At 39.8% G+C, this 15,389-nt stretch carries 7 protein-coding genes, 2 tRNA genes and 3 rRNA genes; 1 reads left to right on the top strand and 11 read right to left on the bottom strand.

The annotated features are described in order from the left end of the window. Window positions 1-3: 3 nt before the first annotated feature. From D1B17_RS00140 to D1B17_RS00090, 11 genes are all read right to left on the bottom strand, one after another. On the bottom strand, window positions 4-900 hold the full coding sequence (locus tag D1B17_RS00140; RefSeq protein ID WP_120144105.1) for an alpha/beta hydrolase: 897 nt from the start codon (window positions 898-900) through the stop codon (window positions 4-6). A 13-nt stretch (window positions 901-913) separates the two neighbouring features. After that, the gene (locus D1B17_RS00135) at window positions 914-2,104 is read right to left on the bottom strand and encodes an MFS transporter (protein ID WP_120144106.1); all 1,191 of its coding nucleotides are present in this window, start codon (window positions 2,102-2,104) and stop codon (window positions 914-916) included. A 250-nt stretch (window positions 2,105-2,354) separates the two neighbouring features. After that, on the bottom strand, window positions 2,355-3,977 hold the full coding sequence (locus D1B17_RS00130; RefSeq protein ID WP_240704418.1) for a helix-turn-helix domain-containing protein: 1,623 nt from the start codon (window positions 3,975-3,977) through the stop codon (window positions 2,355-2,357). Window positions 3,978-4,280: 303 nt separating this feature from the next. After that, a complete protein-coding gene (locus D1B17_RS00125) occupies window positions 4,281-4,778 on the bottom strand; it encodes a DoxX family protein (RefSeq protein ID WP_120144108.1) in 498 nt (165 codons plus the stop codon). Window positions 4,779-5,033: 255 nt separating this feature from the next. After that, a 5S ribosomal RNA gene (rrf, locus tag D1B17_RS00120) occupies window positions 5,034-5,150 on the bottom strand. Window positions 5,151-5,232: 82 nt separating this feature from the next. Continuing rightward, window positions 5,233-8,149 (bottom strand): 23S ribosomal RNA (locus tag D1B17_RS00115). A 110-nt stretch (window positions 8,150-8,259) separates the two neighbouring features. Continuing rightward, a tRNA-Ala gene (locus D1B17_RS00110) sits at window positions 8,260-8,332 on the bottom strand. 24 nt (window positions 8,333-8,356) lie between these two features. Continuing rightward, window positions 8,357-8,431 (bottom strand) — tRNA-Ile (locus D1B17_RS00105). Window positions 8,432-8,516: 85 nt separating this feature from the next. After that, window positions 8,517-10,083 (bottom strand): 16S ribosomal RNA (locus tag D1B17_RS00100). Together the 16S, 23S and 5S rRNA genes with 2 tRNA genes alongside form the textbook arrangement of a ribosomal RNA operon. A gap of 442 nt (window positions 10,084-10,525) precedes the next feature. Further along, entirely contained in the window at window positions 10,526-12,070 is a 1,545-nt protein-coding gene (locus D1B17_RS00095; RefSeq protein ID WP_120144109.1) for an ABC-F family ATP-binding cassette domain-containing protein, read from the bottom strand. A 411-nt stretch (window positions 12,071-12,481) separates the two neighbouring features. After that, window positions 12,482-13,636, bottom strand: coding sequence for an LCP family glycopolymer transferase (locus D1B17_RS00090; RefSeq protein ID WP_120144110.1), 1,155 nt, complete (start codon window positions 13,634-13,636; stop codon window positions 12,482-12,484). A gap of 276 nt (window positions 13,637-13,912) precedes the next feature. Between D1B17_RS00090 and D1B17_RS00085 the strand changes: the two genes are divergently transcribed. Then, entirely contained in the window at window positions 13,913-15,364 is a 1,452-nt protein-coding gene (locus D1B17_RS00085; RefSeq protein WP_120144113.1) for an amino acid permease, read from the top strand. The last annotated feature ends 25 nt before the right edge of the window (window positions 15,365-15,389 follow it).

The following is a 15,389-nucleotide window of genomic DNA, read 5'->3' as shown; positions in this document are numbered from 1 at the left end:
CTCCTAAAGGTATTTTTCTAAAAAGTTTTCCACAGCCTGTTGGTAGTTTTTCGAATCAACGTAGTAGCTCCGAATGTGAACACCAAGGCTTTTATAGGTTCTTTTTTCGAATTGTCCACATGTGGATAACTCGTCTTGCATTTCGATTGGCACAGTAAAATCATTCTTACCATGCATAAACATCATCGGCAACTTATTCTTCAATAAAGCCTGCCGACAATCTGTCTGTCGATAAGAAAAACCAGCGCGTAGTTTGGACATCAACGAGATACCACCAATCAATAACTTACCTTTAATATGATAACGTTTTTGACAATGATAACTTAAAATATCGGCTGCACTAGTATAGCCAGAATCTTCAATTATCAGTTTAACATTTTTCGGCAGTTCATACTGTGAAGTTAGCATGACCGTAGCTGCTCCCATTGAAGCACCAAATAAAATAATTTTATCATTTGGTCGTTCAGATGACAGCTTTTTTATCCAATCCAATAAATCGAGACTTTCTAAGTAGCCCCAACCTAGGTACTTACCTTCACTTTTACCCGCGGCCTGATTGTCAATCTGCAAGACATTGCAACCTAATTTATCAAAGAGCTGAGCGTGTACATTTAACGAATTATGATCGACGCCAAAGCCATGCACCATAATAACTGTTACATCATCGTCATTGTCAGTAAACCAACCATACAATTGATTACCTGTTTTACGTGATTGAATATTCCACTCTTGCTTAGCTTTTTTTACGAATTCTTCTGTTGCCTCTACTAGTCCCTCATCCATTTTTACCTTCGGAGCTTCTGAACCTAATGCCTTTGAGCCTCTTTTTTGAACGTATAAAAAAAAGGCGTTCAGAATTAGAACGACTAGTAATAACAATATCAACAAAATAATTATCATGATATTACCTCACTTATGCTAATTCTTTAACACCTACCATTGCTACAGCCACAATAATCATTGAAATTGTAATTCCTACAAACAAACTAGAGAATGACAAGGCAGTAACAATCAAACTACCAGCATATGGTCCAATGGCACGTCCTAATGAACCAAAAATACTGTAAAAACTTTGGAAAGTCCCACGATTCTTGTTAGTTGACATCTTACTTAACAAAGCTGGAATCGTTGGGAAAACCATTGATTCACCGATAGTCAAAACTAACATACTAATTACATAAGCTAAGTATGACTTAGCACCTGGCAAAATCAAGAATGATAATCCCATAATAATAGTTCCTAGGAAAATTTGATACTTCAATAACTTGAAAATTCTTGAAACAACACGATTCATAACTGGTTGAATAATTAACAATGAAGCAGCGTTAATAGTGAAAACTAAACCATATTCTCGAGTTGAATAACCTTGATTCAACATGTAAGCTGACAAATTACTATCCCATTGTGAATAGCCCAGCCATACGATAAAGATTGAAGCACAGATGACAATCATATTTAGCATGAAACGATTGGCACCAATTTCAATTTTAGGATCGGCTGTATCACTACTTACATAATGATGAGTAGTTTCATCTTCTGTTTCATTAACATGATCCAATAAATTAGCTTTAAATAATAAAATTACGGCACTAATTATAAATAGCATCATTGGAATGAAGAAAGTGAAAAAGATACTCCACTTAAAAATAAAACCAACAGCCGTCGAACCAATGGCAATTCCGATATTAGCAGCTAAGTACATATTATTAAATATTACTCGACTATTTCCTGACATTTGTTCCGCAATGAAAGCTGTATAAGCATTAACTGCCGTATAAACTAGTCCCATTCCGAACCCCAAAATGAACAACATGATCGCATATGTCGGCCAAACATGATGAAATGACATACCTAGTAATGAAATAATGGAGATTCCATAACCAATATATAACGTTCCTCGCTTTGAAAAACGATCAAACATTACTCCTCCTAAAGCATTACCGATCATCATAAAGGCGGAGTAAACCATTAGCGTAAATCCAGCTGTCACTAGTGATTCATGTAAATTTTTGTGAATAAAAATTGTATTCACCGGCAAAATAAATCCCATCACCAAGTTAAATGTGATGTTCAAAATTAGTAACCAAAGTCTTTGAGCGCGCATCCTTTTCACCTCTTCTATGTATTTTTTTCAATAAAAAAACCATGGCATAAATCAACCATGGTTTTAGTTGGTAGTACTCAGATGAGCAAATAGGTCCCTGTTCACATCAGTTTCCTATAGATATCCCTCACAATCCGGTGAGTAGTGCTCGATATCCTACCATCATAAGTGTCGTCCAAATTCGACGACTCTCGACTCATCGCACAATGTGTATCATAATATATTCTGAAAATAGTTGCAACACTTTTCATTAAAGATTTGGATTTTCACTAACTTTTTCTTCTGTCCAAATTTTGTAAATCAAGTTCAATAAGCCACCCATTTGGCCATCGACCCCGTTATACATCCAACGATAAATGCAGACATCGTCTTTCATATTTTCCTCTGGAGGGTTAGCACTATTGGCAGTTACAACAATATCAGCCTCTTTAGGATCACTGACGATCTTAGCATATGGTAGTGATTGTAATGTCACTGCTAAATCTGAATAAACTAAGAAGAATGATTCAAGCTCTAAGTAAACTTTAACTTGGATATTCTTGTTATAAAGTGAGAAGAAACGATAAGCAATCGCATAAATAGCTTCTGAAATTTGTTTTGATTTTCCTGTAAGTGATTGATACTTGTCACGCAACATCAAATGTTGAACAGTTGAATAAATCTTGCTTTCCAAACCTTCATCATTCAACTTGCTGATAGCGTCACCGAAACCTGAATATAAATTCAAAATTTCGATATAATTGTGATCAAGTGCAAGTACACCGATAATACATGTCGTCAAATTATATTTATATCTTAAGAACTCTGAATGTGACAAAGCCATATCAGAAATTGTTTGCTCGACATCAATTGGAATAAGTTCCAAAAAGTCATCAATGAAGTTAGCAAATAGTGGATTGTATCTAACCAATTGCTTTGAAACAGATTGTAAGTAATCAGCTGAAACTTCAAACGTTGCAGGAACACACATCAATAGGATATAGAAATCAGCTGATTGGAACATTTGCTCCTCATAGCTAACATCTTCTTTAATAGCACGCTTCAATTCACGTACTTTCTTACTACCAGTGTCCCCTTCAAGCATTGAGCCGGCACTTTCAAAAATGTTAGGGAATGGATAATTGATAACATTCAAAGCATCCATATTTTGAACGTGGTTGCCATCAATAATTCGGTACAAGTGAGCCATAACCACATAGGCGTAAAACATCTTAGTAATGTGATTAGTTGGCTTCAAACGATATTTATCCAAAGCAATATCTACAACTTTGAAAGCTACCTTTTGCGTGAAATCTTCAAATGGCCATACGTATCCCCTAGTAGCATTCCAATATAATGCTGCGATAGCCAAACGAATTGATTCCTCATCACCAACAAAACGCATTGGTTCATATGCAATCCTTACACCAAAACGTTTTAAATAGCCCCTCATTGGCTTTAAGTGACGTAAAACTGTTGCCTTACTACTTTCCAACGTTTCGTAGAAATGCTTAAATGAGCTCTCTTTATCCTTAACTATGGCGTCCAAGAATAAGTAGCCATCAGAATTGGTCGTCAAAAAAGCATGATAAGCATCACGTGTTACGCTGAACATCTCTTCTGTACTATATTCTTCCTTATTTAAAATTCTCTTGAAATCATCTTGGATTCCTAAGAATGTATTGTAAACACTACCGTAGCTCTTATTCATTTGATAAGCAGCCTTGCGTAGATTAATATCCTTAACTTGAATATCCCGATTACGATAAGTTCCGATCAAGTCGGCACTAGCCAATTGATTTGTTCTGATTAATTTAATCTTGTTAAATAGTTGAATTTTTTCAATTTCTGATTTTGATAAAAATAAGTCAGTAAAGCTATCCAAGAACTCCACCCCCGTAGATGCATTTAAATTCTATATTAATAGAATATATTCAATCTTATTTTAAAACAATTATATTATAGTAAATAAATTTCCATATTAGTAACCTACCACATTTCATTACTTAAATAAATAGACAGAAATTTTATAGAAATATGAACTTAATTTATTATCTATACCAATATTTTATTTTACGCCTTATTTTAAATATGTATAGTGCCTATACGTTCCTTAATTCAGAAAAATACAATTTTCATAAAAAGAAAAAAAAGAAACTGAAAAATTTTCAGTTTCTTTTTAATTTTATTTAAAAAATCATATTGTAGTTTTCGATTTGAAAATGTTTTTTCTGATCCAAGGAATAACCCAATAATCCAAACCAATTTTACCAGCATTAAAACCAGCAATAATAATGAAATATTCCAGAAAAATATACAATGGATTTACAGAAATAGCACCGGCTAATAAATATGAAAAATTCATCATCAATCCAAAGAAGACAGCAGCTGTTGTCAAACAACCAAAGATCAATCCTAATCCGACTAACAACTCTCCCCATGAAACTAAAAAGCTCATTCCACGGTAGTGTGGCAAAATACCACTAAGTAGGCTGTTAAACCATGGATATACGACATCGCCAGTAGGTCCCTTAACGGGATTCTTGATAGCATTAGCAACTAGTCCCTTAACGGCACCAGCAGCACCACCAGATACCTTCTCCCATCCGGCCAAGGTCCACTCGACACCTAAATAGATTCTGATAATTGCTAAAATTATTGAAGCAATTTTATTGTTACGCAAAAAATGTACCATTTATAATTCCCCTCTCTTTAATGGTAGACAACCTCTCCATTATAGAACTAATTGTTTCTATTTTCATAATTTTCATAAATAATTAGATATTTCCTTTATTAATCTGAAAATCAAGCCTATATAATAGGTAGAAATTGGATTCCTTTGGGCACACAAAGAGCCGTTTATGATCCCGGCAGGGACATAAACGGCTCTTCTCTTTATTTCTTTTAGATACGAAAAAAGGAACTGACTTTCGTCAATCCCTTATCATTAGCGTGGCAACTCCCTATCCTCGCGGGTAGTTTCCCACCAACTACTTTCGGCGCGGAGAAGCTTAACTTCTGTGTTCGGCATGGGAACAGGTGTATCCTTCTCACTATCGCCACCACACTATTTTCGCTCGTACCTTCAAAACTAGATATTAAGTTAATGAATTAAATCTGAATCACTTCAAACTGCTGTAAACTCTTACTCGATTAAGTCCTCGATCTATTAGTACTGCTCAGCTCCATGTATCGCTACACTTCCACCCGCAGCCTATCTACGTCATATTCTCTAACGGATCTTACTTCCTTAACGGAATGGGAAATCTCATCTCGAGGGGGCTTCACACTTAGATGCTTTCAGCGTTTATCCCGTCCATACGTAGCTACCCAGCGATGCGCCTGGCGGCACAACTGGTACACCAGAGGTATGTCCATCCCGGTCCTCTCGTACTAAGGACAGCTCCTCTCAAATTTCCTACGCCCGCGACGGATAGGGACCGAACTGTCTCACGACGTTCTGAACCCAGCTCGCGTACCGCTTTAATGGGCGAACAGCCCAACCCTTGGGACCGACTACAGCCCCAGGATGCGATGAGCCGACATCGAGGTGCCAAACCTCCCCGTCGATGTGAACTCTTGGGGGAGATAAGCCTGTTATCCCCAGGGTAGCTTTTATCCGTTGAGCGATGGCCCTTCCATATGGTACCACCGGATCACTAACTCCGACTTTCGTCCCTGCTCGACTTGTCAGTCTCGCAGTCAAGCTCGCTTGTACGTTTACACTCTGCGAATGATTTCCAACCATTCTGAGCGAACCTTTGAGCGCCTCCGTTACATTTTAGGAGGCGACCGCCCCAGTCAAACTGCCCACCAGACACTGTCCCCCACCGCGCTGAGCGGCGTGGGTTAGAGTTTTCATATAACAAGGGTAGTATCCCACCAATGCCTCCTTCGAAACTAGCGTTCCGAAATCAACGGCTCCTACCTATCCTGTACATGTCACACAAAAACTCAATATCAAGCTACAGTAAAGCTCCATGGGGTCTTTCCGTCCTGTCGCGGGTAACCCGCATCTTCACGGGTATTATAATTTCACCGAGTCTCTCGTTGAGACAGTGCCCAAATCATTACGCCTTTCGTGCGGGTCGGAACTTACCCGACAAGGAATTTCGCTACCTTAGGACCGTTATAGTTACGGCCGCCGTTTACTGGGGCTTCAATTCTCAGCTTCGCAAAAGCTAACTGATCCTCTTAACCTTCCAGCACCGGGCAGGCGTCAGCCCATATACGTCATCTTACGATTTAGCATAGACCTGTGTTTTTGATAAACAGTTGTTTGGGCCTATTCACTGCGGCTGGCTGTTACACCAGCACCCCTTCTCCCGAAGTTACGGGGTCATTTTGCCGAGTTCCTTAACGAGAGTTCACTCGCTGACCTTAGGATACTCTCCTCGACTACCTGTGTCGGTTTGCGGTACGGGTAGTTTATTTCTAACTAGAAACTTTTCTCGGCAGTGTGAGTTACTGTGCTTCGCTACTAAAATTTCACTCCCCATCACAGCTTGTCCTTAGAGATAAAAGCATTTGACTCTTATCAAGACTTACTGCTTGGACGCGCATATCCATCAGCGCGCACACATCATCCTCCTGCGTCCTTCCATCGTTCAAACAAAATAAACTAGTACAGGAATATCAACCTGTTATCCATCGATTACACCTCTCGGTCTCATCTTAGGCCCCGACTAACCCTGGGAGGACGAGCCTTCCCCAGGAAACCTTAGTCTTTCGGCCGACCAGATTCTCACTGGTCTTTCGTTACTCATACCGGCATTCTCACTTCTAAGAACTCCACTGCTCCTCACGGTACAGCTTCAATGCTCTTACAACGCTCTCCTACCACGTGTCTTACGACACATCCACAGTTTCGGTATCATGCTTAGCCCCGGTACATTTTCGGCGCAGAATCACTCGACTAGTGAGCTATTACGCACTCTTTGAATGAATGGCTGCTTCTAAGCCAACATCCTAGTTGTCTATGCGTTTCCACATCCTTTTCCACTTAGCATGAATTTTGGGACCTTAACTGGTGATCTGGGCTGTTTCCCTTTCGACGGTGGATCTTATCACTCATCGTCTGACTCCCGGGTATAGATTGATGGTATTCGGAGTTTATCTGAATTCAGTAACCCAAGACGGGCCCCTAGTCCAAACAGTGCTCTACCTCCATAATCCTAATCCCCGAGGCTAACCCTAAAGCTATTTCGGAGAGAACCAGCTATCTCCAAGTTCGTTTGGAATTTCACCGCTACCCACAACTCATCCCAGCATTTTTCAACATACACGGGTTCGGTCCTCCAATGCGTTTTACCGCATCTTCAACCTGGTCATGGGTAGGTCACTTGGTTTCGGGTCTACATCAACATACTAGATCGCCCTATTCAGACTTGCTTTCGCTACGGCTCCGACTTTTCATCTTAACCTTGCATGTTAACGTAACTCGCCGGTTCATTCTACAAAAGGCACGCCATCACCCATTAACGGGCTCTGACTACTTGTAGGCACACGGTTTCAGGATCTATTTCACTCCCCTTCCGGGGTACTTTTCACCTTTCCCTCACGGTACTGGTTCACTATCGATCACTAGGGAGTATTTAGCCTTGGGAGATGGTCCTCCCAGATTCCGACGGAGTTTCTCGTGTTCCGCCGTACTCAGGATACTGAATGGAGTGGGTCAGATTTCGTTTACGAGGCTTTCACTCTCTTTGGCCAAGCTTTCCAGCTTGTTCAACTATCGTCACCTTTTGTTCTCACAACATCAGTCCTACAACCCTAAAGAGCAAGCTCTTTAGTTTGGGCTATTCCCGTTTCGCTCGCCGCTACTCAGGGAATCGAATTTTCTTTCTCTTCCTGCAACTACTTAGATGTTTCAGTTCATTGCGTGTACCTCTTGATTGCTATGTATTCACAAACAAGTAAATATCCATTACGATATTTGGGTTCCCCCATTCGGAAATCCCCGGATCAAAGCTTACTTACAGCTCCCCGAGGCGTATCGTCGTTAGTTACGTCCTTCATCGGCTCCTAGTGTCTAGGCATCCACCGTGCGCCCTTTATAACTTAATCTTGACAAAATATGAAATTAATCATTTTTATCGCGCAGTTTTCGGTGTTTCTTTAATTCATTAATTCTTAATATCCAGTTTTCAAGGTACGAACATTGGCATTTCTGCCAATGGAGGCTAACGGGATCGAACCGATGACCTCCTGCTTGCAAAGCAGGTGCTCTCCCAGCTGAGCTAAGCCCCCAATTTAATACTATTAAAATGAGAATGGGCCTAAATGGACTTGAACCATCGACCTCACGCTTATCAGGCGTGCGCTCTAAACCAGCTGAGCTATAGGCCCGAAAAACGCCCGGTAGGCCTCTCAAAACTAAACAAAGTTTTAACAATTGTGTATTTCCGTTGATGCATAAGCATCATATCCTTAGAAAGGAGGTGATCCAGCCGCAGGTTCTCCTACGGCTACCTTGTTACGACTTCACCCTAATCATTTGTCCCACCTTAGACGGTTAGCTCCCCGAAGGGTTACCCCACCGGCTTTGGGTGTTACAAACTCTCATGGTGTGACGGGCGGTGTGTACAAGGCCCGGGAACGTATTCACCGCGGCATGCTGATCCGCGATTACTAGCGATTCCAGCTTCATGTAGGCGAGTTGCAGCCTACAATCCGAACTGAGATCGGTTTTAAGTGATTTGCTTGCCCTCGCGAGTTCGCAACACGTTGTACCGACCATTGTAGCACGTGTGTAGCCCAGGTCATAAGGGGCATGATGATTTGACGTCGTCCCCACCTTCCTCCGGTTTGTCACCGGCAGTCTCACCAGAGTGCCCAACTGAATGCTGGCAACTGATAATAAGGGTTGCGCTCGTTGCGGGACTTAACCCAACATCTCACGACACGAGCTGACGACAACCATGCACCACCTGTATCCATGTCCCCGAAGGGAAAGACTTATCTCTAAGCTTTTCATGGTATGTCAAGACCTGGTAAGGTTCTTCGCGTTGCTTCGAATTAAACCACATGCTCCACCGCTTGTGCGGGCCCCCGTCAATTCCTTTGAGTTTCAACCTTGCGGTCGTACTCCCCAGGCGGAGTGCTTAATGCGTTAGCTGCAGCACTGAAGGGCGGAAACCCTCCAACACTTAGCACTCATCGTTTACGGCATGGACTACCAGGGTATCTAATCCTGTTTGCTACCCATGCTTTCGAATCTCAGCGTCAGTTACAGACCAGAAAGCCGCCTTCGCCACTGGTGTTCTTCCATATATCTACGCATTCCACCGCTACACATGGAGTTCCACTTTCCTCTTCTGCACTCAAGTTTACCAGTTTTCGAAGCACTTCCTCGGTTGAGCCGAGGGCTTTCACTTCAAACTTAATAAACCGCCTACATTCTCTTTACGCCCAATAAATCCGGACAACGCTTGCCACCTACGTATTACCGCGGCTGCTGGCACGTAGTTAGCCGTGGCTTTCTGGTTGAATACCGTCAGTACGTGAACAGTTACTCTCACGCATGTTCTTCTTCAACAACAGAGTTTTACGATCCGAAAACCTTCTTCACTCACGCGGCATTGCTCCATCAGGCTTTCGCCCATTGTGGAAGATTCCCTACTGCTGCCTCCCGTAGGAGTTTGGGCCGTGTCTCAGTCCCAATGTGGCCGATTACCCTCTCAGGTCGGCTACGTATCATTGCCTTGGTGAGCTATTACCTCACCAACTAGCTAATACGCCGCGGGTCCATCCAAAAGCGATAGCAGAGCCATCTTTCAAGCTACGATCATGTGAAAGTAGTTGTTATGCGGTATTAGCACTTGTTTCCAAATGTTATCCCCCACTTTTGGGCAGGTTACCCACGTGTTACTCACCCGTCCGCCACTCACTCAAAACTGATTCATGAAGCAAGCTTCAATCATCAGCAGAGTTCGTTCGACTTGCATGTATTAGGCATGCCGCCAGCGTTCGTCCTGAGCCAGGATCAAACTCTCATATTAAAAGTTTGTGACTCATAAAAAATTATACTAGCGAATTGACTTCGTTGTAAATCCAACAAATAAATGTTGGCCTACACAATTTAGTGTTAAAACTTTGTTCAGTTTTCAAAGGTCTACCAGCTGATTAAGCGCTTACGCTCATCAGCGACTTAATTATTTTATCAAGCTGACAAATGAATGTCAAGAACTTTTTAAAATAATTTTTGTAAGAATTTAATGAATAATTTCATCAAATTCTTACTCGCTGTCTCTTGCGAGTCAACTTAATTATCATAACAAGTTCAAAACATAATGTCAAGCACTTATTTAAAATAATTATTTCAACGTTTAAGCAAAATCCTTGCTAAGCGTTGATGTCGTTGACTCTTCGTGACAACAGGTAATATCTTACCGTTAATGGTAAACCAATGCAAGTACTTTTTTCACTTTTTTTTGAAAACAATCAATTTTCTTTGATCTTTTCAATATCTAAGACCTTATCAATCCAATCACTACTATAGAAATCCTCTTCGTGGGTTACTAGAATCATTGATCCATCATAGTTTCTAAGCCCTTTACGTAGTGCCGCCTTAGATTCATCATCCAAATGGTTTGTTGGTTCATCCATGAATAGGAAGTTAGTATTATCGAACATTAAGTCCGCAATTTTAACCTTAGTCTGCTCGCCACCAGAAAGTGAACGCATTTGAGACATGATTTGTTGATTAGTTAGTCCGGTTCTAGCTAATACTCGTCTAACTTCCTTACCATCCCTATCAGGGTGCTCTTCGCTTATATACTTGAACGGCGAATCGAGATTATTCTTCCACACTAGATCTTGTTTGAAGTAGCCAATCTTAACAGTCTCTGAGAAATCAAAGTTACCATCAATAGGTGGAATTATCCCCAATAGAGTCTTGATCAATGTTGACTTACCAATACCATTGAATCCTTTAATAACCATTTTTTCGCCACTCACAATGGAGAAGTTCAAGGCCTTATCAAATAGAGCCTTCCCATCATAACCAACTTTTAAGTCATTTACTTCTAATAACATACGTGAACTAGGGACTTCAATATATGGAAAACCAAAACTAGCTGCTGTTTTATTCCCTGGAGGTGTCAAAACGTCCATATGGGCCAACTGTTTCTCCCTACTCTTAGCACTCTTTGAACGAGAACCAGCCTTAAACTTTCTAATATAAGCCTTAGTCTTCGAAATTTGCTCTTGTTGCTTAACGTATGCCTTCATATATGTTTCTTTATTAGCAGCCTTTTGCTTCAAGGCTTGCTTTAGAGAACCAGTATACTTAGTGATCTTACCGAACTCAAAATCAGCCACACAGTTAATAATACGGTCCAGGAAGCCATAATCATGGGAAATTACGATAAAAGCACCTTCAAAATTATTCAAATAATCAGCTAGCCAGTCAATATGGTTAGTATCCAAGTAGTTAGTTGGCTCATCCAAGAGAATCATATCTGGTTGTTCTAGCAAAATTTTAGCCAAAATAATCTTTGACCGTTGACCACCACTTAGTTTGGAAACGTCATGGTCATATCCAATCGCATCAAGTCCTAAACCAGTAGCAACTTGTTGAATCTTAGTATCCAATTCATAGAAATCGTTGGCATCTAAGATTTCTTGGAGCTTTCCAGCTTTTTCAAGGTCTTCATCTGTCGGGTTATTCATGTAAATATCGTTTAGCTTATCGCTTGTTTCATATAACTTTGAAAAGGCTGTTTTAAGATACTCGTAAATCGTCATCCCTGGAGCTAATTTGGCTTGTTGATCCAAATAACCAATCGTCAAATGCTTCTTCCAAGAGATTTTTCCCTCATCAGGTTCAATTTGACCAGTCAAAATTTTGATAAAGGTAGACTTACCCACACCATTTTGACCAATAATCCCCAAATGATCCTCCTTATTAACTTGTAAATCGGCTGAATCGTACAATTTCTTATCTAAGAATTGTTGTGTTAAGCCGTGTACTTCTAAAACGCTCATATTTATCTCCTCTGTATTAAATTATTTAATTTGTTTTTTTCTAACACGATGTACCAGTTAATTATCAATAAGGTTATAAAACCTAGTTTGAATTTTTAACCTTAAATATTATTGGTAGCTAAAAACAATTAGCACAATACAATATCTATAATTAAGTTACTTTAGTTAATAATAATCTAGCTGGAGGGTACGAGTGATGGAGTCCAGCAGTGATAGTGGAGTTAGAGCTAAAGCTCTAACTCCACAGGACGTATTTTGAAATTCGTGCGGTTTTCACGAAGTTCAAAATCGAGGTTCGAGACCTTGGCTCGAACCGGTCCCACAGCGGACTCCATCACTCGCACCCAGAAGCGGCATTAGTCAACCATATAAAAAAGACTGAAACTATTGTCTCAGTCTTTAGTCAAATTCCTACTCAGAAGTTTGATCTCGTGTAAAGATTGTATAGTTTTGGTTAGAATTCTCACTCTTAAAGGAGAAGCCATTATCTTCATTCAATGTATTTAATCTTGTTTCTTCATTATCTAGTTCTTCTTCAGATAAGCCCAATTGTTTTCTAAGCTTAGACGATGCACGTTGTAGTTCCTTAGTTGGAATCACTTCATACGAAGAACCGTTGATCATTGAGCCATAACCTTGGACATGGTCAGAACCGATATTTGCCGCCGCACCATGATAATTCAAGAACATTGATTGCATATCAGTAAAGCTCAAGTTGGTTGTCATTGAACTGGAGATACTATCCAATACTTTTTGATAACGGGTAAACGTCTTGGCACTCGCAGCACTTTTAATAATGGCTGTAATAACCTGACGTTGTCTCAATTGACGACCATAGTCACCCTTAGGATCTTCATAACGCATTCTTGAGTAATCTAGTGCCTGTTTACCGTTCAAATGCATTTTACCCTTCTTAAAATGGGATTCCTTTTGTCCAGTATCACCATACGAGAAGCTAAATGGTACATCAACATCAACACCACCGACCGCATTTACGATCTGTGTCAACGAGTTAAAATCAACTTTAACATAATAATCGATCGGTATATTCAAGAATTTCTCTGTTGTAGCAACTGAACTCTCTTCATTCCCGATATTATAGGCTGAATTAATTTTTTGAATCTTTTTAGTATTATTCGTTTCGCTCTTCCAAATTTGTGACATCGAATCTCTTGGAATAGACATCATTGTCGTTTTATTTGTCTTAGGATTAACCGTTACAACGATCATTGTATCCGAGTTACCACGATAATTCTTTTCAGTATCTCGAATTCCATTGTCAGTTGTATCAACACCTAATAACAAAATAGAAACAGGTTTCTGATCTCTAATTCGAGTAGAAATCTTCTTACCATCTAATGCTTTATACGTCTTACCCATAGAATTCTGGGTTTGAGCATAAAGTCTAAATCCATAAGAACCCATTACGAAAAGCATGACCAAAAAGACCAGACCCAATATTTTCAAAAATGGGCGCTTAATTTTACCACCATTGTTAGAGGCTAAGGCACTGTTACGCGCTCTTTGCCGGCGCTCTCTAGACATATTGTTTTTATTATTATCCATAAATAAACTCCGCTTAGTTTGCTATCTACGTTTCAAAACAAATTCTCTCTATATTATAGTAGATAGAATGCAATTATACAGCTTAATCAGTATGATTAAAAATTTTTCTGCTGAACACTGCATTCCTAAATTATAATTTTTTAAAACCATCTGTCAATTTTATCAAAATTTATTTACGTAAATATAAAGTAGAATATATTGGAAAAACTATCTTATTATTTTTAAGTTTTGCGCGCATATTTCCTGTATAATCACCTTCGTAGGAGGATTTGAATAATGCCAGATGCAAGTAATGCAAAGACGTTCAGATGGTGGAACATTGCCTTATTAGGCTTTACCACTGTCTGGGGTCTTAATAATGTTATCAACAACTTTGCCAATCAAGGTTTAGCTGTTGTAACTTCATGGATTTTAATCATGATTCTATACTTTGTCCCATATACCTTAATGGTTGGACAGTTAGGATCAGCCTTCCAAGAAGCTGGCGGGGGTGTCAGCTCTTGGGTCAAAGCACTTTCTAATAACAAGTTAGCTTATTTTGCTGCTTGGACTTATTGGGTCGTGCACGTACCATATCTTGCTCAAAAGCCACAAATTATCATGGTTAGTTTGAGCTGGTTATTTAAGGGGAACGGTTCATTTATCAAGACATCATCCCCATTAGTAGTTCAAGGAGCTAGTTTGATAATCTTTCTTGCCTTTGTATGGTTAGCAAGTAAAGGTACAACGATTCTTAACAACCTAGGTAGTATTGCTGGTATCGCTATGTTTGCCATGTCAATGCTCTTCATTATCTTAGGTGTCAGTGCTCCATTTATCACTCATGTTCCAATTGCTACACCAGACATGTCTGATATTCACACATATATACCGAAATTTGACTTTCAATACTTTACGACGATTTCCATGCTAGTCTTTGCCGTTGGTGGTTCTGAAAAGATTTCACCATACGTTAACAAGACTAAGAATGCTTCTAAGGAATTCCCACTTGGTATGATTATCTTAGCTGTTATGGTTGCCGTATCAGCCATTTTAGGATCATTCGCTATTGGTATGATTGTTAACTCAAATCATATTCCAGCTGATCTTATGGCTAACGGTGCTTATCAAGCTTTCCAATTCTTAGGTAACAGTTTCCACGTTGGTAACTTGTTCGTTTGGGCTTTTGCGATTACTAATACAGTTGCTTCGGCGGCTGCACTTGCTATCTCAATCGATGCACCATTACGTATGCTTCTAGGTGATGCTGATAAGAAGTTCATCCCTAAAGCTCTTTTGAAGAAAAACAAACGCGGTATAGCTATCAATGGTTACAAGTTGACTGCGATTCTTGTTTCAATCTTGATCATTGTGCCTGCTCTTGGTATCAATGGTATGAATGACTTATATAATTGGTTGTTGAACCTTAACTCAATCGTTATGCCAATGCGTTATCTATGGGTATTCTTCGCATTCATGATGCTATCAAAACATATCGACAGTTTCCAATCAGATTATATGTTTGTTAAAAACAAGTACGTCGGCTTTGGATTAGGTCTTTGGACATTCTTCCTAACAGCCTTCGCATGTATCTTAGGTATGGTTCCTAAGATGAACATGGCACAAGATCCATCATCATGGTGGTTCCAATTAGCACTTAACATCATCACACCTCTAGCTTTAATTGCTTTAGGATTGGTCTTACCTGCTATTGCCAAACGTACTAATAAAGAATTAGATGAAATCTAATTAGTTGCCTCTGCACAGGCAAGAA

Source organism: Companilactobacillus zhachilii, from assembly GCF_003606365.2.
GTDB lineage: Bacteria > Bacillota > Bacilli > Lactobacillales > Lactobacillaceae > Companilactobacillus > Companilactobacillus zhachilii.
Note: the sequence above shows the minus strand (reverse complement) of the source record. Positions and strands in the feature narration are given on the sequence as shown.